Source organism: Candidatus Ozemobacteraceae bacterium (assembly GCA_035373905.1).
GTDB lineage: Bacteria > Muiribacteriota > Ozemobacteria > Ozemobacterales > Ozemobacteraceae > MWAR01.
Map to the genome: position 1 here is coordinate 1 of DAOSOK010000028.1, position 24,285 is coordinate 24,285.

The 24,285-nt window shown below is 62.6% G+C and carries 22 protein-coding genes; 13 read left to right on the plus strand and 9 right to left on the minus strand.

From position 1 onward, the window contains the following. Positions 1-317: 317 nt before the first annotated feature. From PLU72_13900 to PLU72_13920, 5 genes are read right to left on the minus strand one after another with little or no spacing between them, the layout of a single operon-like run. Entirely contained in the window at positions 318-1,337 is a 1,020-nt protein-coding gene (locus PLU72_13900; protein ID HOT29275.1) for an NAD(P)-dependent oxidoreductase, read from the minus strand. Further along, the gene (locus PLU72_13905) at positions 1,334-2,584 is read right to left on the minus strand and encodes a pyridoxal phosphate-dependent aminotransferase family protein (protein HOT29276.1); all 1,251 of its coding nucleotides are present in this window, start codon (positions 2,582-2,584) and stop codon (positions 1,334-1,336) included. Before PLU72_13905 ends, PLU72_13900 begins: the two co-directional genes overlap by 4 nt. A 54-nt stretch (positions 2,585-2,638) precedes the next feature. Continuing rightward, a complete protein-coding gene (locus PLU72_13910) occupies positions 2,639-3,499 on the minus strand; it encodes a polyketide synthase dehydratase domain-containing protein (protein HOT29277.1) in 861 nt (286 codons plus the stop codon). Between the two features lie 8 nt (positions 3,500-3,507). Continuing rightward, the gene (locus PLU72_13915; protein ID HOT29278.1) at positions 3,508-3,765 is read right to left on the minus strand and encodes an acyl carrier protein; all 258 of its coding nucleotides are present in this window, start codon (positions 3,763-3,765) and stop codon (positions 3,508-3,510) included. A 53-nt stretch (positions 3,766-3,818) separates the two neighbouring features. Further along, positions 3,819-5,072 (minus strand): beta-ketoacyl synthase N-terminal-like domain-containing protein, encoded by a 1,254-nt coding sequence (locus PLU72_13920; GenBank protein HOT29279.1) that lies wholly within the window; start codon positions 5,070-5,072, stop codon positions 3,819-3,821. A gap of 119 nt (positions 5,073-5,191) precedes the next feature. Here PLU72_13920 and PLU72_13925 point away from each other — a divergent pair, with 119 nt between their 5' ends. From PLU72_13925 to PLU72_13945, 5 genes are all read left to right on the plus strand, one after another. Further along, positions 5,192-6,421 (plus strand): NADH:flavin oxidoreductase, encoded by a 1,230-nt coding sequence (locus PLU72_13925; protein HOT29280.1) that lies wholly within the window; start codon positions 5,192-5,194, stop codon positions 6,419-6,421. 6 nt (positions 6,422-6,427) lie between these two features. After that, positions 6,428-8,707 (plus strand): MMPL family transporter, encoded by a 2,280-nt coding sequence (locus PLU72_13930; GenBank protein ID HOT29281.1) that lies wholly within the window; start codon positions 6,428-6,430, stop codon positions 8,705-8,707. A 36-nt stretch (positions 8,708-8,743) separates the two neighbouring features. Then, entirely contained in the window at positions 8,744-9,793 is a 1,050-nt protein-coding gene (locus PLU72_13935) for a thiamine-phosphate kinase (GenBank protein HOT29282.1), read from the plus strand. A gap of 142 nt (positions 9,794-9,935) precedes the next feature. Next, positions 9,936-11,060: an HD domain-containing protein gene (locus tag PLU72_13940; protein HOT29283.1), complete on the plus strand. Its 1,125-nt coding sequence runs from the start codon at positions 9,936-9,938 to the stop codon at positions 11,058-11,060. Between the two features lie 23 nt (positions 11,061-11,083). Then, positions 11,084-11,497 (plus strand): hypothetical protein, encoded by a 414-nt coding sequence (locus PLU72_13945; GenBank protein HOT29284.1) that lies wholly within the window; start codon positions 11,084-11,086, stop codon positions 11,495-11,497. 28 nt (positions 11,498-11,525) lie between these two features. Here the strand turns inward: PLU72_13945 and PLU72_13950 are convergent, their stop codons facing one another. Together PLU72_13950 and PLU72_13955 are read right to left on the minus strand one after the other, a co-directional pair. Then, entirely contained in the window at positions 11,526-12,407 is an 882-nt protein-coding gene (locus tag PLU72_13950) for a hypothetical protein (protein ID HOT29285.1), read from the minus strand. 121 nt (positions 12,408-12,528) lie between these two features. After that, the gene (locus PLU72_13955; GenBank protein HOT29286.1) at positions 12,529-13,221 is read right to left on the minus strand and encodes a rubrerythrin family protein; all 693 of its coding nucleotides are present in this window, start codon (positions 13,219-13,221) and stop codon (positions 12,529-12,531) included. A gap of 239 nt (positions 13,222-13,460) precedes the next feature. On the opposite strand from PLU72_13955, the gene PLU72_13960 reads away from it, so the two are divergent. From PLU72_13960 to PLU72_13980, 5 genes are all read left to right on the plus strand, one after another. Next, entirely contained in the window at positions 13,461-13,898 is a 438-nt protein-coding gene (locus PLU72_13960) for an Rrf2 family transcriptional regulator (GenBank protein ID HOT29287.1), read from the plus strand. Positions 13,899-13,919: 21 nt separating this feature from the next. Continuing rightward, on the plus strand, positions 13,920-14,678 hold the full coding sequence (locus PLU72_13965; GenBank protein HOT29288.1) for a 4Fe-4S binding protein: 759 nt from the start codon (positions 13,920-13,922) through the stop codon (positions 14,676-14,678). Positions 14,679-14,796: 118 nt separating this feature from the next. Continuing rightward, entirely contained in the window at positions 14,797-16,473 is a 1,677-nt protein-coding gene (gene hcp / locus PLU72_13970; protein ID HOT29289.1) for a hydroxylamine reductase, read from the plus strand. A 144-nt stretch (positions 16,474-16,617) separates the two neighbouring features. Further along, on the plus strand, positions 16,618-17,172 hold the full coding sequence (locus tag PLU72_13975) for a 4Fe-4S binding protein (protein ID HOT29290.1): 555 nt from the start codon (positions 16,618-16,620) through the stop codon (positions 17,170-17,172). Continuing rightward, positions 17,169-18,152: a hypothetical protein gene (locus tag PLU72_13980; protein HOT29291.1), complete on the plus strand. Its 984-nt coding sequence runs from the start codon at positions 17,169-17,171 to the stop codon at positions 18,150-18,152. Before PLU72_13975 ends, PLU72_13980 begins: the two co-directional genes overlap by 4 nt. Positions 18,153-18,161: 9 nt before the next feature. Here PLU72_13980 and PLU72_13985 read toward each other — a convergent pair whose 3' ends face one another. Beyond that, complete coding sequence (locus PLU72_13985; GenBank protein HOT29292.1) at positions 18,162-19,238, minus strand: hypothetical protein; 1,077 nt, start codon at positions 19,236-19,238, stop codon at positions 18,162-18,164. Between the two features lie 12 nt (positions 19,239-19,250). Further along, the gene (locus PLU72_13990; GenBank protein ID HOT29293.1) at positions 19,251-19,943 is read right to left on the minus strand and encodes a hypothetical protein; all 693 of its coding nucleotides are present in this window, start codon (positions 19,941-19,943) and stop codon (positions 19,251-19,253) included. Positions 19,944-20,386: 443 nt separating this feature from the next. Here PLU72_13990 and PLU72_13995 point away from each other — a divergent pair, with 443 nt between their 5' ends. From PLU72_13995 to PLU72_14005, 3 genes are all read left to right on the plus strand, one after another. Beyond that, positions 20,387-21,436, plus strand: a complete 1,050-nt coding sequence (locus PLU72_13995; GenBank protein HOT29294.1) for a metallophosphoesterase — start codon at positions 20,387-20,389, stop codon at positions 21,434-21,436. Between the two features lie 216 nt (positions 21,437-21,652). After that, positions 21,653-23,197: a response regulator gene (locus tag PLU72_14000; protein HOT29295.1), complete on the plus strand. Its 1,545-nt coding sequence runs from the start codon at positions 21,653-21,655 to the stop codon at positions 23,195-23,197. 5 nt (positions 23,198-23,202) lie between these two features. Further along, complete coding sequence (locus PLU72_14005; GenBank protein HOT29296.1) at positions 23,203-24,114, plus strand: response regulator; 912 nt, start codon at positions 23,203-23,205, stop codon at positions 24,112-24,114. Positions 24,115-24,285: the final 171 nt, after the last annotated feature.

A 24,285-nucleotide genomic window follows, 5' to 3' on the forward strand; every position in this document is an offset into this window, starting at 1 on the left:
CGTGTCCACTTTTTCAAGTTGTCGTGAAAAGTACGCAAGATTCGGATGAACCATATTTTTGAGGGAGCCCCCGGAGCGGAGCCGAGGGCGTAGCGGTGGGGGCGGCGGGCGGGACGCACCGGGGCCGACTTGTAGGGCCGGAAAACTACCCTATTGAGCCCTGCAGAATGAAAACCAACCATTCGCCCTGAGGTATCGAATGGCGAGCATTGGCAGCAATGGTCGATTGCGGGTTCGTACTTCGATACCTCCGCACGAACGAAGCCAACAGCTTGCCCTGGATCAAGCAGCGGGCTCATTTGCGGCGAGGCCCGGCGTTACAGGAACCCGTTCATCCGCCACCAGCGGATCGTCTTGCGAATGCCGCGGTCGAGCGGGGTGAAGGCGATGGGGCCGAGATCGTCGAGCAGGGTCTTCACGTCGTAGACGTTCGAAGCGTAGAACATCTCGACCCGCGCCCGGGTGAACAGCGGCGGGGTGCGGATCCCCAGCAGCGTCCAGAGGGCTTCCAGCGCCAGTCCGAGCGGCATGAGGAGCCGTTTCGGCAGCAGGCGCGGCGCGGGCATTCCGAGATGCCGGCACCAGCGTTCCCAGTAGTCGCGCATGGTCGGCACCTCGGGGTTGCCGGCGTTGTAAACGGCCACCCCGGACGCCTGGTTTTCGGCGATCCGCAGGATGATCCGGGCGAGGTCCTCGACGAAGATGGTCTGGAAGAGGTTGCCGTCCCGCCCGGGCATCGCGGGGGTTCCGGCGAGCACGGTCTTGCAGTATTCCCAGGGGCCGGCGTGGAACTCGCGCGGGCCGTAGACCCAGACCGGGCGCACGACGGTCAGCCCGACCCGCCGGTTCTCGGCCCTCCGGATCAGCAGCTGCTCGGCGATGCATTTCGAGACGCGGTACGAGTTCATCGCCGAGGGGAACACCGTTTCCAGCGGGTACATCAGCCGGGGGCGCCGGGGCGCATCGACGGGCTTTGGGCGATCGCAATCCTCTTCGCCGAGGACGGCGTTGGTGCTGAGATGGATCATGCGGGCCCCGGGCGGCAGGGCTTCCAATACCGCGAGGCTCCCCTCGACATTGGCGCGGTGGAACTCGCGATACTCGCCCCAATCGGCCGCCAGCGCCGCGGCATGGACGACCAGGTCCTGGCCGGTGAGCGCGGCCGCGAGCGCCTCGCCGTCCGACAGTTCACCGCGAACGATGCGGGGGCCGTACCGGTCGATGAAGCGCGTGTTCGAGGTCGGCCGCAGGAAGGCGGTCACGCGATGGCGCTTCGAGAAGACCTTGACCAGATGGCTTCCGATGAACCCCGAGGCGCCGGTGATCAGGATGTTCATGAAAGGGCGTATTTCCGTTTCAGCGCGGCGAGAAGACCGAGCAGCCGGTCGAGGTCTTCCCTCGAGTGCTCCGACGAGACCGAAAGCCTGATCCGGGCGCGGCCGCGGGCGACGGCGGGGAAGGTCACGGGCGTGACGTAGACCCCCTGCTCGTGGAGTTCGCGGCAGATCGCCCGCAGAACATGCTCGTCGGAAATCAGGACCGGCACGATCGCGGTGGTCGAGCCGAGGGTGTCGAACCCGAGCGTTTTCAGCCCGGCGGAAAGATACTCGGTGTTCCGGCGCAGTTTCTCCCGGTGGTGCGATTCGGTCTCGAGAATATCGAAGACCGCGATCAGCCCCGCGACCGTCGGCGCGGGAATGCTGGTCGAGAAGATGTACGAGCGGGCGAAATGGCGGACATACTCGACGACCCGCGCCGAACCCGCGAGATAGCCGCCGATGCCGGCCGGCGCCTTGGACAGCGTGCCGATCGTCAGGTCGATCTGCCCGTCGAGGCCGTACATTTCGGCGGTTCCCCGGCCGTTGGGCCCGATGATCCCGAGCGCGTGGGCCTCGTCGATGAGGAGCCGGGCGCCGTATTTTCTGGCCAGGGCATGGAGCTCGGGCAGGGGGGCGATGTCGCCGTCCATGCTGAAGACGCCGTCGGTGACGATCAGCTTGCCCCTGAAATGCTTTCCGGCACGCTTGAGCAGGGACTCGAGATTCGCCAGGTCGTTGTGGAGGAAATACTTCAGGGTCCCGTCGCTCAGCTGCGCCCCGTCGACGAGCGAGGCATGGGCGTAGAGATCAGCCAGGATCACGTCGCGCGAGGTGACCAGGGCCTGGATGGTTCCGACGTTGGCCTGGTAGCCTGTCGGAAACACGCATGCCGCCTCGCATGTGTAAAACCGGGCGATCTTCTCTTCGAGCTCGAGATGAAGGTCGGTCGTGCCGCTCATCAGCGCGACCGATCCGGTCCCGTAGCCGTATTTTTCGGCGGCCGCGCGGGAGGCCTCGACGACTTTCGGGTGAGTCGAAAGTCCCAGGTAACTGTTGGAAGAAAAGAGCAGCATGTCTCGCGCCGCGCCGGTTTCGGGATCGAGCACGCGGGCGGTGCGTCCGGGCGGGCCGGCCAGGGCGCGGCGGTAGAAATACTGCCCGCCCTCGCGGATGGCCTGCAGTTGCGGGGCGAACCAGTCCGCCTTGGCGAACAGGTCGTCGCTTTCGGGCGGCGGTTCGAAGAGAGCTTCGGTCGTCTGGCTCATAGTATTTCTCACCCTTTAGAATTCAGATGGATACGAGGATCCGTGATCGGGATTTCAGGTTCGGCGGATGTTCGCCAGGAGCGTCCGGGCCTTTTCCGACAACGCCGCCCGGATCGCGCGGAACTCGACATTTCTCCAGAACATGTATGGGGTCGGCTTTTCCCCCGTTTCGACCATCACATCGATGTCGTATCGGCCGTCATCCAGGCGACGGGCCCGGACCAGGAGGCTGTCCCCCGCCCCGACATTCACAAAACGAGCGTACAAGCCGCATCCCCAGGGGACGATCGGTTCCGGCACGAGCGACATGGCATGCAGGGAGGCCGCCTGCAGTGCGAGATCGCCGGCGACGACCGCCCGCCGAGCCGTTGGGGAAAGCCGATCGGGAGCCGAAGGGACGGCTGCGAGCCCGGACAGGCGCACGAGCAGCGAGCCCGGCTCCGCCTTCCCGATCGTGAAATCGGCCTGGAAGGTCGGGCCGTGAAACAACAGGCCCGGGTAGAGGTCGGCACGGGGCAGCTTCAGGGAACCTTCCCCGAAGGCCGGGTTTCCGACATCCGCCCCAGGTTGGGAAATACCGGCGGACGGGCGGGCGGAGGGTTGAAGGAAACGGCCGCGAATGAACGCTGCCCCGACATCGTCGAGCAGTTCCACGATGCGAGCTCCCTCAGCCTCGCGCGAGCCGTCGACAGGACCCGAAACCGGCGCCGAATGCAGACGGGCGGTTTTCGGGCGATCCCGGCGCAGCATGAGCGGCTGTACGAGTTCGATTCGTTCGAGAGTCGCGAAATCCCCCGTTTCTTCAGCATCGAGCAGTTCCTCGACCAGGAGCGCGAAGGGAGCGAAGGGCGTGCCGTCGATCCGGTGGTCGGCGAGCAACGGCACGGCTTCGAGCGAAAACAGCCTGTCGGCCATGGGCCCTCTCAATCGGTGGGCAACGAGTCGAAGAAATCGGTCATCGCCTTGATCGAGGTGAAGGTCTTCAGCTTCGAATCGTCGATCATGAGATCGAGCCGATCCTCGAGCTGGTTCAGCATCTGGATCGCCTTCAGGCTGTCGAGACCGAGGGCGAAGAGGTTCTCCTCGTACTGGTGCGGCGCCACTTTGATCCTGGCCACGTCAAAGAGCGTTTCGGTGATCAGCGCGACCAGCTCCTCACGGGTGATGTCAGGCCGTTTCATCGGTTTCCTCCCTTTCGAACGATTCTCACTCTGTTCACTTCCCTGGCGACGATTTAAGGCGCCCTCCCGATCTCGGGCCGCTCGAAGACGACCGCCATGTGATTCCCGGCAAAGCCCGAATTGATGAAGAGGAAGCGGTTCATCCGCATGCCCGCGTAATCTGCCTTCCTGTAGTAGGCGTTGGCCTTCACCCGCTCGTCGCGCTCGAAGACGTTCCGCACCTCGGGAAGGTAGTGCGAATGCATGCAGCGCAGGCCGAGCACCCCCTCGCTGACCGCCTGGGTGCCGAAGGTCGTGCCGAGAAAACTCTTGAAGGCGAAGAGCGGGATGCGGTCGGCGGCGTCGCCGAAGACATCGCGGATCGCCTCGGTTTCGAAATGGTCGCAGTTCGGCGAGCCCGAGGCGGAACCGGCGATGAAATCGATCTCGCCGGGCTTCACCCCGGCGTCGGCAATGGCTTCCCTGATGGCGATGCGCAGGTCGTCGGGCGTCGGCTTGAGGAAGTCCGGCGAGCCGTTCGACATGCCGTATCCGCACATGCGGGCATACGATGGGCGGCCCGGCACCTCTTTTTCGAGGATGAAACAGGCGGCGGCCTCACCGACGACCATGCCGTCACGGGTCTTGCAGTAGGGCCGGCAGGCGGTGTTGGGCTCGTCGTTGCGGTGCGAGAGGACGCGAAGTTTGTTCCAGAGGTGGTAGGTTCCGGTTTCGAGGCAGACGTCGACGGCGCAGATGATGGCCCGGTCGACGACGCCGCGCTGGATGAGCGACTCCGCCTGAAGAACGGCGTTGAGACCGCTTGTGCACGAGGAACTGATGAGGAAGCACGGTCCCTTGGCGCCGAACAGGCTGGCCAGCCGTGACGGGATGTAACTGTTCATCCCGTGGATCAGCGAGGAGATCTTGTACTTCTCCTTCATGTAGTATTCCTTGACCAGCTCGGCGACGTACAGGAAATTCCCGAGGCTGCTGGCCACGATCACCGCGGTCCGCCACGGTTTCTCGCGGATCGCGTCGCGGATCCCGGCGTCGCGCAGGGCCTCGTCGACGACGTAGATCGCCGCTTTGACATAGTCCTGTTCGAGGTCTTCCTCGGACAGCAGAGGAACGATGTCAGGGGGCAGCCGGTCGGCCGGGATCGGTGAAATCAGGCCGGCAATGCAGGTTTTCACTTTCGGATGCAGGGGAAACCGGGTAATGCGCCGGATGCCGCTCTCGTGCGCCCGAAACTTCTCCTCGTTTTCGGCCGCCCCGATTCCCGCTGCGGAAACCAGGCCCAGGCCGGTGATCACGACTTTTTCCACGGATTGCCCTCTCTTTCCGGTCTCGAAATCACCCGTCTTCTCGATGGATTTTCAGGGCGATATCCGTTTCCAAATATACCAGCAATTTCTTCAAAGGATGGTGGTAGAATTATCCTCTCATGACAACGATCTTCGAGCCCTTCCGGTGCCGCCGCCTGCCCCTTCCCACCCGCATTCTCCGGGCGGCGACCTATGAAAACATGGCCGACCCGGCCGGGCGCGTCGGAGAACGCCACGCCGCGCTCTACGAGCGGCTGGCCCGGGGCGGGGCGGGAACCATCATCACCGGGTTCGCCTACGTCTCCCGGCAGGGACGCGCTCTCCAGCCGTTCCAGGCCGGCATCGCGGGCGAGGAGCATGTCGAGGCCTGGAAACCCGTCATCGAGCGGGTGAAACGGGCCGACCCCACCTGCCGGGTCGTCCTGCAGATCGCCCACACCGGCCGCCAGACCGGAAGCGCCGCGACGGGCCAGGCCGTCGTCGGGGCCGGGCCGGTGCGCTGCACCTATTTTCTGTCGCGGGTCCGCACGCTCACGACCGAGGAGACGGCCGCGCAGGCCCGGGTTTTCGGAGACGCCTGCGAGCGCGCCGCCCGCGCCGGGTTCGACGCCGTGCAGATCCATGCCGCCCACGGCTATCTCATTCACCAGTTTCTTTCGCCGTACACCAATCGTCGACGGGACCGGTACGGCGGCGACCGTTCGCTCTTCCTGAAGGAAGTCCTGTGCGAGGCCCGGTCGCGCACCGACATCCCGATCCTGCTCAAGATGAGCGGCGCCGAGGATCGTCCACGGGCCATCACTCCGGAGTTGACCGCCTCGTATATCCGTGAGATCGAGCCTCTCGGCATCGTCGATGCCATTGAGATCAGCTACGGAACCATGGAGATCGCCTTCAACATCATCCGCGGCGGGCATCCCCTCGAGCCCGTCCTGCGCTACAACAAGCTGTTCACCCGTTTCGGCGAAGTATTCTGCCGGATATTCAAACACCTCATTTTCCCCTGGTACAAACGCCGATTTTTGCCATACTCTCCGGTATACAACCTCGACAACGCGCTTGCCGTCAAGAAACTGGCCCAGTCGTCCATTCCCATTCTCGTGACCGGCGGGATCCGTACCGCCGTCCAGGTACGGGAGATCGTCGAAGAACGCGGTCTCGACGGCGTCACCCTCTGCCGACCGTTCATCCGCGAGCCGGAAATCGTCGCGAAGTTCCGCGCGGACCCGCAGGCCGTCTCGCTCTGCACCAACTGCAACCTCTGCACCGTTCATTGCGACAGCCCGTTTCCCCTGCGCTGTCATGCCGTGCCCGAACGCCGCGGATCGCCTGAAGGGCAGGCTACGTAACCGCTCATGAAGCTCGTCGAACGTCTGGCCGAGATTCTGCTCTGGCTTTCCGAGCGATGCTTCAAACCGCTGGCGGTGGTTTTCTGCCTGGTCTTCGCCTGGTACGGCCCGGCCCTGCTCCCCCTGCGCGTCAACAACACCCTCGCCACCCTGCTCGAAAAGGACACTCCCGAGGAGCGCACCGACCAGGCGATCAAGAAGACCTTCGGCGACCTCGACGAGATCATGATCCTGGCATACCACGACAGGGAGCTGTTCACGCCGGCGAATCTCCGCCTGATCGTCGAAACGACGGAGCGGATTTCCCGGGTGCCGGGCGTGCGGAACTGCTTCTCGCTCTCGAGCACCCCCTTCTTCCGCAACACCATGGAAAACGGCGAACTGGTTCTGCATTGCGCCCCCCTCGTCGAAAACGCGTCCTACACGGCAAGCGAATGCCAGCGGTTGAAGGCCGATGCCGTCAACAACCGGCTCTTCGTCAACAACATCATCTCCCCCGACGGCCGGACCGCCGCGTTCAACATCGTCTTCGAGCCCGATGTGGAGCCCTTCGCCAAGGAAAACATCGTCCGCGCGATCCGCTCGATCTACGAGGACATCGCCCGGGGGGCCACCGGGCGGTTCTATTTCACCGGCATGCACGTCTTCATGGAAACCACGGGGACGATCATGCAGATCGACATCACCGTGTTCGCCATCCTCTCGATGCTGTTCCTGTTCATCGCCCTGCTGGCCATCTTTCGCCGGCCCGCGATGGCCTTCGTCGGCATCGGTTCCGCGATCATCGCCAACGCGCTGCTGTTCCTGACCCTCCACTTCCTGGGCCGCACCCTGTCTATCGCCACGACCCCGGTCCCCGCGATCACCATGGGACTCGCGCTGGCCTATTCCCTGCATATTCTGGCGGCCAAGCACGAGGGCAACCTCGACCACCCCGACGAAACCAGGGAGATCTTCGTCGGATCGATCTTTTCGGCTCTCACCTCGATCATCGGGTTCGGCACTTCGTGTCTCAATGCCATTCCGACCCTGGTCGATTTCGGGATCTACGCCAGCATCGGCACCTTCTACGCATGGCTGACGGCTCTTTTCTTCACCTACCCCGTGATGCGCATGATTCGCCACCGTCCCCATCCCCGCTTCGCCCGCCGTTTCAAGTTCCTTCTCCGCCTGGCGACGGCGCGGTATCGCAGGGCGATCCTCGCGACCGCCGTCCTCTGCTTCTTCGCGGGATTCCTCATCCTGCGCATGGAAGTGCAGACCGACTATTATCAGTATTACCGCCAGTCCTCGCCGATGACCCGGGCGGTCGACTTCGTCAACCGCACCATCGGCGGGCAGTATCCGATCGTCGTCGAGCTGGACACCGGCGCGCCCGACGGGGTCTATCGCAAGGAAGTCCTGCAATGGCTCGAGGGGTTCAAGCGCCAGTGCGAAACCCTGACCGGGGTCAACAAGGTGATCACCTATCTCGATCTGCTCAACGAAGGGTACAAAGCCTACGTCGACGACCTGCCGGCCGGCTGGTACGACGATCCGGCCAAGGTTTCGCAGATCGCCATGATCGTGCAGGACGCCAACGTCGACCTCAACGGCTATTATCGCAGCGATAACGCCGACAAGACGCTGATCTTCGTCCGGACCAGCCACATCAACTCGGCCAATTTTCTCGCCATCGTGAACCGGATCAACGTCCTGGTGGCCGAGGCGCCCCTGCCCAATGCCAGGTTCAGGGTCGGCGGCACCTACCAGCGGTGCGTGAATTCCGCCAACAGCATGGCGCTTTCGCAGTTCCAGGGCACCTTCTGGGAAGTCCTGGTCCTCTTCACCATGGCCTTCTTCATCATCTGGTCGTTCCGGCTGACAGTGATCGCCTTTCTCGCCAACCTGCTGCCGATCTTCGCCGTCTACGGCATCCTGAGCAGCCTCGGCGAGACCCTGAACATGGGAACGACGACCATCGCCTCGATTTCGCTGAGCATCGGGCTGGACGACACGATCCACTTCGTCGTCCGCTACATGAGCGCCTACCAGAAGCTGCAGAACGTCTATCGCAGCACGCGCGAGGTCATCCGGTCCCTCGGCACCAAGATGATGCTGGCCTCGCTGATGATCAGCCTCGCGTTCTGCACCCTGGCCTTCAGCAACATCCTGCCGATCTTCCAGCTCGGCGTCTACACCGTGGTTTCCATGATTCTCTGCTTCCTGGCCAACATGTTCCTGGTTCCGGTCCTCATCACCATGAAAAAGAACCCGTCGTCGGCCGCCCCCACGGCGAACCGCTGACCCGCTCATTCCCGATCCCGCTTCGGAGGAGCCCGCATGCATCATCTCGACTCGATCGCCGAATTCGCCTTCATCAACCGGATGGCGCAGAACCTGACCCATCATCCCGACCAGGTCAACAAGCGCCACGAGGCCGACGCCGAGATCCTGCGGCGCCCGGACGGCACCTTCTTGGCCGCCACCGTCGATACGCTGTACGAGGAGTATCACCTCGGGCTGATCCGCAGCCCCCGCGTCCTCGGCTGGAACCTCATCTCCAACGCTCTCAGCGACCTCGCCGCCGTCGCCGCCCAGCCTCTCGGGGTGCTGCTCGCCCTGACCATCCCGCCGGACCAGGATCACGACTGGACCCGCGAACTGTTCGAAGGGATCAATGCCGCGATCACAGGCCATGGGACCTGGTGTCTCGGCGGAGACACCAGTTTCGGCAGTCCTCCCGGGTTCTCCTGCACCGCCCTGGGAACGATCACGCGTCCGACCCCGCTTCTCCGCACCGGCGCAGGTCCAGACGACCTGCTGTACGTCACCGGGCCGCTCGGGGCGGGAAACACGCTGGCCATCGCCCACCACGTCTCCCGCGAACTCTGGGAGTCCCGGGAGAAGCAGTGCCTGCCCCGAGCCAGGCTCTCCGAGATGCAGGTCCTTCACCCGTTCGCGAAATGCGCCATCGACACCAGCGATTCCCTGGTGCAAACCCTGTCGATCCTCGCATCGGTAAACCACGTGGGCATCGACATCTCGCCCACACCCGATCTGTATATTCCCGAAATGACGGAACTGACCTCGCGCATGAACTTTCCGCTCTGGCTGACCAACGTCCTCGGTCTCGGGGAATACGAGATCGTCCTGGCGGTCGGCCGAGACCGGGAAGCCGCGTTTCTGGCCGAAGCCGCGCGACACGCGATTCCCGTCAAGAAGCTCGGCGCCACCTCGCCCGATCCCGGCATCCGGATCCGAGACGGCGAGCGGGTCTTCCCCCTCGACATCCCCCACCTGCTGAACCTCTTCGGCAAGTGCTCCTCGCGGGAAGTCTACCTCGAAGCCCTGATCGAGTATGACCGCCGCCTGCGAAACCCATGCCCGTGAACGGGCCCCGCTTTTCCAGGGCTCGACGGCGCGCCTCATGAGAACCACGACACTCTCCAGGTCGATATCTCGCGCTATAGGTCGCCCGACGGAGAAGCTAAAGAGGAAAATCCGGCCCTGCACCGGGGCGGCGGAAAATGATATGCTGTCGTGCATGATGAAGAACCTGATGACGGACGAAAAACTGCGGGAGCGGCGCGTTCCCCGGGAAGAGGACCTGCGCGGGCCGTTTCTGCGCGACCAGACCGCGATCATCCACTCCCTGCCGTTCCGGCGGCTCAAGCACAAGACGCAGGTGTTCTCGGCGCCCGAGAACGATCATATCTGCACGCGTATGGAACACGTCATGCACGTCGCGACGATCGCCGTCTCGATCGTGCGCGGCCTCAACCGCCTCGGCTGGCAACTGAACGAGGAGGCGGCGTTTGCGATCGGCATCGGCCACGACCTCGGCCACCCGCCCTTCGGCCACGTCGGCGAGCACGCCCTCGACGCGATTCTCGGTCGGCACGGTTCGTCGTTCATGCACGAAATAAACGGGCTCCGCGTCGTCGACGTCCTCGCGAACGACGGACGGGGCCTCAATCTCACCTTCGCCGTCCGCGACGGCATCGTCTGCCACAACGGCGAAAAGTTCGAACCCAGCCTCGTTCCCGCCGACACGCCGAACATTCCCGAGCACGTTCTCGACCGGAACGCCCGGCCCTCGACCTGGGAAGGCTGCATCGTCCGATTTTCCGACAAGATCGCCTACCTCGGCCGAGATATAGAAGATGCTATAGATGCAAACCTGATCTCAGAGCAGGATGTCCCCGACCTCGTGCGTCGCGAACTCGGCAACCGGAACGGCGAGATCATCAACACGCTGGTCGTCGACCTGATCACCGCCTCGAGCGACAGCGGGGCCATTCGTTTCTCTCCCGAACGATTCGCGATCATCAACGAACTGCGCCGGTTCAACTACGAACGCATCTATTTTCATCCGAAGCTGAGAGAATACGGCGCCTACATCGACGAGATCGTGGGCCGTCTGTTCGGGCATCTGCACGGACTCGCAACCCGGTTCGGTGCCGAGTATGCGCGCTACGCGGCGTCCCCGCTCCCGCTCGACCGGATGTTCGGCCATTATCTCGAACGGATGGAACAGGCGTATCAACGCGAATCGGCCGGCCCAGAGCGCATGGCCGCCGATTACCTCTCGGGGATGACCGACGAGTTCGCCCTCTCCTCGCTCAGGCAGATCACGTTCCCTCCACCGATCTGTTGAACATGGCGGAGCACCCGGCCAGCATGACGAATCCAGCGCGCAGATATTATATAGTAATGTGTATATTGTTTCTGGCCGTCTTTTCGTTTCCGACGCCGGCCGGTGCGCTGCCGCAACTGCCGCTCTCGATCGTGGAACGGATAGCCCCCGTATTCGATCTTCCGGCCGCCGAGTATGGGGGAAAGCGCGTCGGGTATCAATATACGGCGATCAGGATTTTTTCCTTCTCCCTGTTCATCATCGACAGCCAGCTCGTTTTGTATGACGATGACAAGACCGAGGACCTCTCGGGCCCGGAGCTCGAAAAGATCGAAAAAACGTATGGCAACATGACCAGCAACATCCCGCTGTGGCTGAGGTACCGGAACTCGTTCCTGATCCTGGTTTATATCTGCGTCTTTGTTTTCGTCCTCAAACGGCATTTCGCCGAGGAATAGCCTCTTGCCCTGGTGCCGACGTGGTTTGTCACTTTTTCTCTGACGAAGACGACGGAGATGCAACCAGCCCCGCGGAAGATATAGCAGAAAGGATATCTGCCATTGCCGTATCGGGAATAGACGCGACATCGGAACGGCCGACGGTATATTTCTGCATGCGAAGAACGATGCGTTCCCAGGCTTCCCGGGATCTGGAGGCTCCGCCAAGCGTGCGCTCACGATCGTGGCATCCGATGCAGTACAGGTCGATCGCATCCGCCCGGCTGACCGTCATGGCAGCTGGTTCCGAGGCTCCAGCCGCCGGAGTCACCGATACGACGGCGGTTGCGAGAATGGCAGCCAGCGCGGCGCGCGTATCTTCCCTGCCCCGAGCGCCGGCCCAGGCCATGGGCTCGACAATCTCGATCCAGCGCGGGATTTTTCTTCTGCCGAGCCCATCCACGGCGGTCTCGCGGTCATGGCAGGAGATGCATTCCCTGTTGAAGGCCGCCTGGTCGGGGCGTTCGACGACCTCGCCCGGCGTGAGAGACTGCCAGGCCCGAGCCGCCTGCAAATACGGCAGGATCATTCCGGCCGCGGCCATCGGAAAAAGCACGGCGAGCGCGTATCCGATGGGGTTCATCCGCTTCGGGGAAACGAGGACGTTCCTGCGAGCCAGGAATTTCATCGCGAACAGCACGAAGGCCAGCGCGCCGAACAGCGCATGCCCCCATGACGCTGTTCTCATCGGCACCTGATAATTGGAGAGGCGATCGATCATTCCGATCAGAAGGATCACGGCGGGAACGACGACAAGGCGCCCACCCCAGCGATGAAGCGGACTTGCCGGCCGCCACAGTTTTATCGCGCCGAGACAGAGCGCGCATGCTCCAACGATCCCGCCCACCCATACCCCGATATGAGGCACCATCCGTCATCCTCCCTGTAACGCCCGCCATGATTCATCAGCAGGCAGCGAATATTTCGCTCCAGTCATGATAAACGGCGTGGAAATGCCCAAAAGCATCTCCACGCCGTCAGAAATCAGTCCGTCAGTTCACCTTCTCGAATTTTTCTTTCGGGGACATGCAGACGGGGCATTTGTCGGCCGGAGCCTGTCCGGTGGTATAACCGCAGACGAGGCAGACGAAGAAGTCTTTCTTGCCGGCCTTCATGGCATCGAGATCCTTGAGAGCCTCGGCATACATCCTGGCATGGTCGCCCTCGACTTTGGCGGCGCCGCCGAACAGAACGACCGCCATGTCCTGCTTCTCGGTTTCGGCGGTTGCCTTGAACTCCGGATACATCTTCTCGGTTTCGTGGGTCTCACCGGCAATCGCGGCCTCGAGATTTTCCTTCGTGGTCTTCACGACCGGCGTCTCGAGCTTGGGCTCGGCCTTGCCGCCCTGCTTCTCGATCTCGGCCTTGAGATTCGCGGCATGAACGCCTTCCGCTTTCGCGGCTGCGCGGAACAGGCTGCCGACGCCGAGATATCCTTCCTCGTCGGCCTTCTTCGCGAACTCCGTATATTTCGCCTGGGCGTTCGATTCGCCGTTGAACGCCGTCAGCATGTTCTCAAGGGTATTCCCCGCAACCTGTGCTGCAACCGGGGCCGCGGGAGTCGGTTCCGCCGGAGCGATGACGACGTCAGGCGTCGCAGCGGCGTCAGGAGACGCGTTCTGGGCAAACAACGCACCCGTCATCAGAAGGGAAACCGCAAAAAGGGAAACCACGATACGTTTCATGTTCCTCACTCCCCGATTGAATTTTGTACAGGGATAGTAACGTCTTCCCATTGTATAGTCAATACTACAACCACATCCGTCCGCCGTCATTCACGATACAACCAGACGAATGCCTGAATGACGCCCCACCACGCCAACTCGTTTGTGCCGATGTTGGTGAAAAAGAAAAAATTCCCGTTGACATCATTCGATTATTTTAGTATTCTAATACCAGAATAAAGCAATAAAGGATGTGCGCGATGGCCGAGATTGTGAAATTTTCTGATGCGGTGAACCTGGGGTTCCATTCCATGATCTACCTCTCCATGCATCAGGACCAGGAGATCCCCCTCCATGACATCGCCGTCGCCCTGCGCGTCTCGGAAGCGCATCTTTCGAAGGTTCTTCAGCGTCTGCGCAAGGTCGGGCTGGTTCTCGCCAGCCGCGGGCCGGCCGGCGGCTACCGCCTCGCCCTGAAGCCCTCCGACATCACGTTCGCCCGCATTTTCGAAGCCATCGAAGGGCCCATCACTCCACAGTATTGTCTCTTCGGCAGCCCCGTCTGCATGAATTCGTTCTGCAACATGGGCAGCTTCATCGGTCACATCAATACGGAAGTGAAAACCTTCCTCGAAAAGACCACCCTCGCCGACCTTCCCGTCACCGGTTTCCAGTCCCCGAAACCGCGCGCCGCCTGACACGGCGAAAGGAGTTATCGCATGAAACGCAAGATCATCAGCATCGACGAATCGAAGTGCAACGGTTGCGGCCTCTGCATCCCGGGGTGTCACGAAGGCGCCCTCCAGATCGTGGACGGGAAGGCGAAGCTCGTCGCCGACGTGTATTGCGACGGTCTTGGCGCCTGCCTCGGCGAGTGCCCACAGGGCGCCCTCTCGATCGAGGAGCGCGAGGCGGTCGAGTTCGACCAGAAGCTCGTCGACCATCGTCTGGCGGCGCTCAAGGCCCAGAAGGGCGGCGGTTGCCCCTCACAGAGTCACGGACACCACCACGGCGGCGGCTGCCCGGGAAGCGCGATGCGCCAGATGAATCGCCCCACGCCGGCTGCATCTGCCGCGATGGCAAGCGGTTCGGCCCAGTCCCAGCTCGGCCAGTGGCCCGTCCAGCTGATGCTCGTCCCTCCCGCGGCGCCTTTCCTGCTCGAAGCCGACATCCTCCTCTGTGCCGACTGCGTTCCGTTCGCCCTGGCCGATTTTCACACACGGTATCTGGCCGGCCGGGCGGTTCTCGTCGGCTGCCCCAAGCTCGACGACAGCGATCATTACCTGAACAAGCTGATCGAGATGTTCAAGACCTCGCGCCCGAAACGCGTCACCGTGGTCCGCATGGAAGTGCCCTGCTGCGGCGGCCTGGCCTGGCTGGCCGAGGAAGCCCGCCGGGCGGCCGGACTTGATTTCCCGCTCGAAGTGCATACCATAGGAATTCAGGGGGGCGTCATACAGAAACAAAACGTCTCCTGATTTTTGAGAGGGTTTCACCGGCTTTTTCCTTCTTTCCGCGCGCGACGACGCGACGTTGCTTTCTATTACTTGTGCAATATATTCTTAATTCTATTTTCAGGAGGATACAATCATGGGTATGTTCTGCTATCAGTGTGAACAGACGGCACAGGGCAAAGGCTGCATGATGGCCGGCGTCTGCGGCAAGGACGCAACCACGGCCGCGCTGCAGGATCTGCTGCTCGCCGTGACCAAGGGCACCGCCATGTATGCCCATCGGGCCCGCATGCTGGGCTCCGTTGACGCCGGCATCGACCGGAACGTCATCGAGAATCTCTTCACGACCGTCACCAATGTGAACTTCGATCCCAACCGTCTCTCCGCCCTCATCCAGGCCGCCGTCGAAAAGCGAGTCGCCGCGAAGAAACTCTATGAAGCGGCCTGCTCCAAGGCCGGCAGACAGCCCGAGACCCTGAACGGCTTCGCCACGCTCGCTCCCGCCCCGGACATCCCCGGCATGGTCGCCCAGGCCGCCCAAGTGGGCATCGAGCACCGCAAGAAGCTCTACGGCGAAGACATCACCGGCCTGATGGAACTGCTGACCTACGGTCTCAAGGGCATGGCCGCCTACGCCGACCACGCCGCGATTCTCGGCAAGGAAGACGCAGCCGTGAACGCGTTCTTCCACGATGCGCTCGACCTGCTGACCCACGAGAAGCAGACGGTGGACGAGTTGTTCGCCTACAACATGAAGGCCGGCGAAGTGAACCTGAAAATCATGGGCCTGCTCGACGCCGGCAACACCGAGACCTACGGGCACCCCGAGCCGACCAGCATGCGCATCTCCGCGGTCAAGGGCAAGTGCATCCTCGTCTCCGGCCACGATCTGAAAGACCTCTACGCCCTGCTCGAGCAGACCGAGGGGAAGGGCATCAACATCTACACCCACGGCGAGATGCTGCCCTGCAACGCATACCCGAAGCTGAAGAAGTTCAAGCACCTCGTCGGCAACTACGGCGGCGCCTGGCAGGATCAGGCCAAGGAGTTCGAGGCGTTCCCCGGCGCAATCCTGATGACCACCAACTGCATCCAGAAACCCCGCGACACCTACAAGGGCCGCATCTTCACCTGCGGGCTGGTCGCCTGGCCCGGCGTGAAGCACATCGCCGATCGCAACTTCGCCCCGGTCATCGAGGCCGCCCTCGCCGCCCCCGGCTTCACCGCCGACGAGCCCGAGAAGCGGATCATGATGGGCTTCGCCCGTAACGCCGTGCTCGGCGTGGCCGACAAGGTCATCGACGCCGTGAAGGCCGGCGCCATCAAGCACTTCTTCCTCATCGGCGGCTGCGACGGCGCGAAGAGCGGCCGAAACTACTACACCGATTTCGCCCAAGCCGTGCCGAAGGACTGCGTGATCCTGACCCTCGCCTGCGGCAAATACCGCTTCAACAAGCTGGAATACGGCGACATCGGCGGCATTCCGCGCCTGCTCGACATGGGCCAGTGCAACGACGCCTACTCGGCCATCCAGGTCGCCGTGGCGCTCTCCAAGGCCTTCAACACCGACGTGAACAGCCTACCTCTCTCGATGGTGCTCTCCTGGTACGAGCAGAAGGCCGTCTGCATCCTGCTCACCCTGCTCTCGCTCGGCATCAAGAACATCCGCCTCGGGCCGTCCCTGCCGGCGTTCGTCACTCCGGCCGTCCTCAACGTGCTCGTGGAGAAGTTCAGCATCAAGCCCACCACCACCGCCGAAGCCGACCTCAAGGCCATCCTGCCCAACCACCAGATCAAGGTCGCGGCAGCCGACGCCTGATCGATTCGTTCGCTGACGGCCGGCCCCGCGGGGCCGGCCGTTTTTCTCCCGTCACGACACCATATATCTTACACTATGTATTTTCCCGTCTCGACACATGTCTGCAAAGGCGCCACCGGAACATGTCCGCACGCACTGGGCGGCATGGAGACCCTGATCGCCGGAATCGATCGCGTTCTCGCCTCCTTCGGCGTCGGCTCGCCGGACAATGCCGGAACACCGGCCGCAGCGGCTCATCTTCGTTTTTCCATCGGCATCGCCGCTTGCCCGAACGCCTGCTCCCGCCCCCAGATCATGGACGTCGGGGTCATCCGGGCCGGGTATCCCTCGATTTCGGCCGATCACTGCGCGGGTTGCGGCGCGTGCGTTTCGGTCTGCCGGGAAAGTTGCCTGGCCCTCCGTGATGGCCGCGTCGCCTGTGCCTTCGCAACCTGCGTCGGGTGCGGCGCGTGCCGGAAGGCCTGTCCCGTCGAAGCGATCGCCCCGGGAAGAGAAGGTTTCCGCGTCCTGGTCGGAGGTCGGCTGGGGCGTCATCCCCGCCTTGCGACGGAACTTCCCGGGCTCTTCACGGCGGAACAGGCCTGCGACCGGCTCGCCGTCTGCCTGAAGGCTTTTGCCGACGCCCGGCGCCCCGGCCTGCGTCTCGCTGCCCTGCTGGACGGCGAGAGTTCCGGCCTGAGCCGGAGTCTCGGCCTGTGACGCCGAATCTCACGAAGCGGGCTTCTGCCGCGGTGTTTCTCGGCATCACGGCGATTCTCGCGTTCGCATCATGGAAAGCGCGGTTCCCGCTGCTGCTGGCCGACCGGTTTCTGCCGGGCTCGGGCGTCGTGGAAATCCTGTTGCTGGGTGGGTATGGAGCCTGGATTTTCGGCCTGCTCGATGATCCCCGCCGGGCCCCCGTCATTCGAAAACGCATCTGGAGGCTTTTTTCGGCCGTCTTTTTTCTCCAGCTCGCGCTGGGCCTGGCCGGCTTCGAGCGGTTTCTCATGACCGGCGCCCTTCACCTGCCCATTCCGGCACTCATCGTCGCGGGCCCGCTGTATCGCGGCGAAGGGCTGTTCATGCCCATCCTCTACGGCGCGACGCTTCTGCTGGCCGGAAGCGCCTGGTGCAGCCATCTCTGCTACATCGGCGCATGGGACCACGCCTGCGCGACGTCGAAGAACCGCCCCCCCACGGGTATTTCCGCCAGGCTCCCCTGGCTTCGGGCGCTCACGCTCGCGGGAACGGTCGCCATGGGGATCGGGTTCCGCCGTTTCGGTGTCGGATGTGATACGGCAATTGCGATGGCGGCAGCGTTCGGCCTGGGCGGCGTCGCCGTGATGCTCCTGTTCTCCCGGAGCAAAGGCGTGATGATGCATTGCACCGCATACTGTCCCATCGGGTTTTTGAGTACCACGCTCGGCAAGCTGAACCCGTTCCGGCTCCGCATCGCCCCTTCGTGCGATGTCTGCGGAGCCTGTTCGCGGTCGTGCCGGTACGGCGCGCTCCAGCCGGAACACCTGGCCCGGCAAACCCCGGGCCAGACCTGCACCTTATGCGGAGATTGCCTCGGGGCGTGTGCCCGAGGCAACCTGGGGTATGCATTTCCGGGGCTCGGTCAGACCGCCGCCCGGAGGCTGTTTCTCGCGGTGATCGTCATTCTCCACGCCGTCTTTCTCGGCGTGGCGAGGATCTGACGAGCGGCTTCATTCGAAATACGCAGCCGGGTCGATGCCAGCCTCGCGCAGGGCGACAAGCCGCGCATCCGCGCTTCCGGAAGATTCGATCGCGGGCTCGGCCATTGCGAGCACGGGCTCGGCGGCAGGGGCGGTTCCGGTGATCTCGCGAACGAAGCGGGGCGAGAGGCAGGGATTTTCACCGCCCTCGGAAGGCACGTCGGCGACCGGAATCCAGACGAAGTCGGGATGATTCCAGAGGCTGCGGGGGTCCCAGAAACCGCCGACGACTTCGCCGCGGTCGTTCAGGTTCAATATATAGTGATATGTTTGCGTGAACGTCTCGGTCCCGACGAATTCGGGCTTCACGCCGTCGGTCACGAAGTGGACGGTCGTGGTAACCCAGACGCGGTTATGAAAGAACCAGACCGGGGCCCATTCGGTCTCGTAGCCGCAGATCGGGAAGTTCCAGACCGACTTCGACCAGCTCGTGTCGGCCACGATGCCGCGGCCGCGCTTCTTGATGTTTTCGACGAGCAGGCGATGAAACAGGTCGGGCCGGATGTCCTGCGTCGCGAGGGTGACGTCGTTCTGGCGGTTGCCGTAGAAGAGGGTGCGTACGTCCATGCACATCTCACTCAACAAGGCCTTCTGGTCGGCGACGGTGAAGGCGATGCCGTTCAGCGTGCGGTTTCGGCGCGGTTCCGGCTCCATGATCGAGGCGGCGGCCCAGCCGTTGCAATGCCCCCACCAGGAGGGGGCGGTCGGATTGTAATGGTTTTTCTGTTCCCAGGCCTGGGCGCCGGGATTTTTGCCGGTGCGGCTCATCACGTACCGGTCGTAGCGCTGCATCGGCGACTCGGCGTGGCCGGCCCAGCCCTTCACGAGCTTGCCTTCCGCGCGCGACCACCAGTAGCCCGACCAGGGCATCTTCTTCAGAAACGCCGAGTCGGAGCCTCGGCTCGAGAGGCGTACGCTGCCCAGCTCCTGCGCGCCGGCGGAGCGGACCGCGAACAGCAGGGCGAATACGATGAGAAGCCAGCCGACGACGCCTATCAGCAGAGACCGGCGCACGTTTTCATTGATGAACGGATATTTACGCATCATGGTGATCATCCCTCACTTTCCTACCGTGACGAGGGTGTATTTCACGTCACGACCGGTCATCGACCGCGCCCAGGGCTCGCCCGCAACCCACTCCTGAACGAGTTTTCCGCGGGAATCGCCGGAATCGAGCGTCACGCGGTATCCCTGCTCCGTTTTCGCCCAGGACTGGGTCGTGGCATCGACGAACGTGATGCCGTCGACGTCGGTTGCAGCCTCGCCGGCGACGGCCGCGTCGCGCTCACGGGCGTCATCATCGGAAGCCTCGGCGAGCGGGAACATCGGCAGGTCGTAGGGGATCGCCGACTCGCCGCTGAAGAGCGGGGAGATACGCCCGCCGTCGAACATGCGCTCATGGGCCTGAGGCTTGCCTCCAACCGGAGTCACGTCGACGACGCGAACCGGGCGAAGATCCTGCTTCGAGAGGCAGAGAATGGCCTGCATTCCGGCCGAGTGTTTCGCGGCCGACGAGACGTGAACGACGAAGCAGGCGACGCCATCGATCTCCTTCTCGTTCTTCACCTCGAACAGCCATCGGACCGGGCTCGTCCAAGCCGTTCCCTGGGGATCCTGGCGGAGGCGGCTCGCCTCGACCGCCCAGGAACTCCCGACCTGCCACACCGGCATGAACCCTTCATCCGCGCAAGCGGACAGGATGCCGGCAAGGAGAAAGACCGCCGTCAGCAGCGGCCGTCTGATCGATTCCATCATCATCTTCCTCTACCTCCATTCCAAACGCTGGAAAGACTCAAGCAATTTTCATTCCACCCATGTTCGTTTGGCGAATGAAGCCTGTGATGCCGAATTCAGAAGACAGCGCCCAAAGGCCCGGTCATTTTTTCAGCACGGGAGGACAAATTCCGATCATGAATTCTGAATCATCTCGGATCCTCTGCCATGCTCGAAGACGCGGGCATTTTTACCCTGCCGCGCCACAAGGCATGTTCCGAAACCAGCGATGGATCATCGTAATCATGCGCACGGGCGAGTTTCAAACCCGCCCCTACGTTCCCTGGGAGGGGGGCGCACGTCATCGTCGATCGCCATTTCGGCGAATTTGCGGGGGGCGCGAGTGGTCGAAACTCGCCAATTTGGGGAAAATCGCGTATCATGGCGAATACGACACTCAGACACATGGAGGCATGGAAGGAATGTATAGAAATCGTTATATATCTATTCTCGCGGCGCTTTTCCTCGTCTTCGCCGTTGTCGGCGCCGATGCGCGCGACTGGCAGCGCGACCCGGCCAGCATCGTGATTCCGCATGCCCCGCGCGTCGTCGCGGTCGGCGACATCCACGGCGCGTTCAAGCAGCTCGCGGACACCCTCGAGACGGCGGGCATGGCGAAGCGCGTGGCCCCGACCGGGTTTGATCTGACCTGGACGGGCGGCACATCGGTCCTCGTCTTCACGGGCGACCTGACCGACCGCGGCGAGAACACGAAACAGGTGTATGACGCGGTGATGAGCCTCGAACGCCAGGCAGACGCTGCCGGCGGCCACGTGTTCGCGATGTTCGGGAACCACGAGGCGCTGCTGCTCAACGGCACCGTCGAGAAATGGGCCAAGACCCTGACCTCGCACAAGCAGAAGTGGTATCAGAACACGCTCGACTCGTTCACGAAGGCCGGCCTCGACTTTCATCAGGCAATCTCCCCGGAAGGCGTCTACGGCTCCTGGATCCGCCGCCGGCCGCTATTCGCGGTCATCAACGGGTATCTGTTCATCCACGGCGGTCTCCAGGCCGAGCCGCAGGGTCTCACCGCAATCGCGACCCGTTTCCGCATCGACATGGAGAAAGACGATTTCAACGCCGGCATCTTCATGGACGAAAAGGGGCCCCTCTGGAACCGCGACTGGTGGAATGATGCGACGCTGATCGAGAACAGCCTCCAGATCATGGGAGTCCGCGGCGTGATCTTCGGCCACACCGTCGGCGCCATGGGCACCGAGGGCGTCATCAACACCAAGGGCACCGAACTGATCGGCATCGACGTCGGCATGTCCCCGGCCTACGCCAAGAGCCAGGGCGGAGCCCTCGTCATGACCGCGACCGCAGACGGCGGCATCTCGGCGGAGGCCGTCTATCCAGACAAACCTTCGGCGAAGCTTTTCTCGATCGCCGGAACCGGCCGCCTCCCTCGCCGCCCGGCCCTCCGCCCCGCCAACGAACAGTTGCCGCGCACCGGCACGGACAACTGACCTCACTCGACTCCGCGTTCGAAAGCCCCGCCCCACCGGCGGGGTTTTTGACGTTTCATGGATCATTTTCCGACAATGGTGTATGATTGAGGGAGAGAGAGATCATTCACCGAGGGGAAACAGCCGCCCGGGCGTTGCAGATTTCGCATGGCAGGCAGTGAATTCCGACTGCCGGCACGTGCGCATCATCCGAGGCGCTCCCCGCAGGAGGATCCCGTGGACACGGAAACGGACAACAAGAAGACCATCCTGATCGTCGACGATATTCCGGACAATATCGAAGTGCTCCGGGGCACCCTCTTCCCGCAATACCGCATCAAGGCCGCCACGTCCGGCGCGAAAGCCCTGGCGATCGCATCCGGCGACGAACCGCCCGATCTCATCCTGCTCGACATCATGATGCCCGGCATGGACGGCTACGAGGTCTGCTCGATCCTGAAGGGCCAGGAGAAGACCAAGAGCATCCCCGTCATCTTCGTCACCGCGAAGGACGACCCGATAGACGAGGAAAAAGGCCTCAAGATCGGTGCGGTAGATTATATAACGAAGCCAATCAATCCGAGAATCATCGAGGCGCGCATCGCCACGCATCTTGCGCTTCGCCAGGCCATGATCGACCTCGAGCGCCAGAACGAGCTCCTGATCGAAAACGTCAGGCTCCGTGAGCAGGTCGACCGGATCATGCGCCATGACCTGAAAACCCCGCTGACCGTCTTTCTGAGCATCCCCAGCCTTCTGAAACAGCGCACCGACCTTCCCCCCGACGTCATCGAAACGATCGGCATGATGGAGAAGTCGGGATATCGGATGCTGGATATGATCAACAGATCCATGGACCTCTTCCGCATGGAGTCGGGAACGTACGAGTGCCACCCGGTCCCCGTGGATGTGGCAAAAATCGTGAGGCAGATAACGTTCGAACTCGGGGAAACCGCGAACGGAAAATCCGTTCTCTTCAGGCTCGAATCCGACGGGCGCGAGGTGGGTGACGACGAGGAGATCCTGATTTCGGGCGAGGCCAGCCTGTTCTATTCCATGCTGGCGAATCTCATCAAGAACGCGTTCGAGGCATCTCCCGCCGGGGGCACGGTGACCGTGAGCCTCGTCGTGAAACCGATTCCCTGCATACGCATCCATAACGCGGGAACCATCCCGTCGGAGATTCGCGGCACGTTCCTTCAGAAATACGTGACGCACGGGAAGAAGGGCGGCACCGGCCTCGGGTGCTACTCGGCCCGTCTCATGGCGGAAACGATGGGGGGAACGGTGACGTTCGCCTCCTCCGAACAGGACGGCACGGCAATCACCGTCGCGTTTCCCGGTTCCGCCGCCGGTCATGAAGAATCGATGCCGGTGTCGACCGGCGACCTGCGGGTTCTCGCCGTCAACGCGAACTTGCTGGTCCTGTATTCCATCCGCGACCTTCTGCGCAGCCTCGGCCTGCACCAGATCCAGCTGGAAAAAAGCGCTGAAGAGGCGCGCAACTTCCTTTCGAAGAGCCAGCCCGTTCAACTGGTCATCCTCGACTGGTCGGTCCCGGGAAACGAGGCCGGAAGATTTCTCTCCTGGCTTCGGGCAGAGAAAAACCACCGGACCGTCCCCCTCATCATCATCACCTCGGAACCGGCAGCCCTCCGCGGGAAAACGGCAGGTCTCGAGGAAAGCGACGAACTGCTCGGCAAACCCTTCTCGGCCGTCCAGCTTCAAACGCAGGTCGAGCGCGTTTTCGGGCGCATGAGACAACTCGTTCGCAGGAAATGACCGTCATGAACCAGCAAACCCGGCGGATGAAAGTTCTGGTCGTGGAGGACGACGAGATCTCGCGGACAATCGTGACCACGGTCACCGGCGAAGCCGGCTACGAAGTCATGGAAGCCTGCAACGGCGTCGAGGCCCTGAGCCTGTTCGAGTCCTTCCAGCCGGATTTGGTGTTTTCGGACATTTCGATGCCCGAGATGGACGGTCTTCAGCTCCTGGAGAAAATCCGGAAAAAGTCTCACGACGTCATCGTCATCATGACGACGGGCCACGGAACGGCAGAATACACGCTCAAAGCGCTCCAGCTGCACGCAAACGATTACCTGGTCAAGCCGATCCCCGCCCGCAATATCCTGACGGCCCTCGCAAAATACGAGGATGTCGTGGCCAGTCGCTCGATCGAGCGCGAGGTCCTCGGGCTCATCCTCCATCGTCAGTTGACGATGCGCATGGGCAACCGGCCGGAGATCGCCGCAAAAGTCGCGGACCGGCTGCTCCTGGAAACGGAGGGGCGGATTCCGCTCGCGGAACGGCTCGGCATCCGCCTCGGCCTCGTAGAAATTATTCTTAACGCTATAGAACATGGCAACCTGGCGATCACCTATGAGGAAAAGACCCGGGCGCTGAGCGCCGGCCCGGACGGATTTCTCGAACTGGTCGAGCGTCGCATGGAAAGCGCCCCCTACAAGGACCGCAGCGTGCTCATCCGTTTCCTGATGGACGGGGACCGGTGCGAATGGACGATCACGGACGAGGGCGACGGGTTCGACTGGACGAAGATCCCCGACCCGAACGATCCGCAGAACCTTCTGGCCATGCACGGACGCGGGCTCCTGATGACGCGGCTCAACTTCGACGAGGTCGTTTACGAAGGCAGGGGGAACCAGGTCACGCTGCGGAAACGCATTTCACACCCCTGAGCCTCCCCTCGCGAGTCATGCAGAATGAAAACCAGCCGTGATTTTTTCTCCACGGGCTGCTATTGATTCCTGCAGAATGAAAGCCACCCGTTCGCCCTGAGCCTGTCGAAGGGCGAAATGAGGAATCATCGGCAAGTGGCTGTTCGTGCTTCGACAGGCTCAGCACGAACG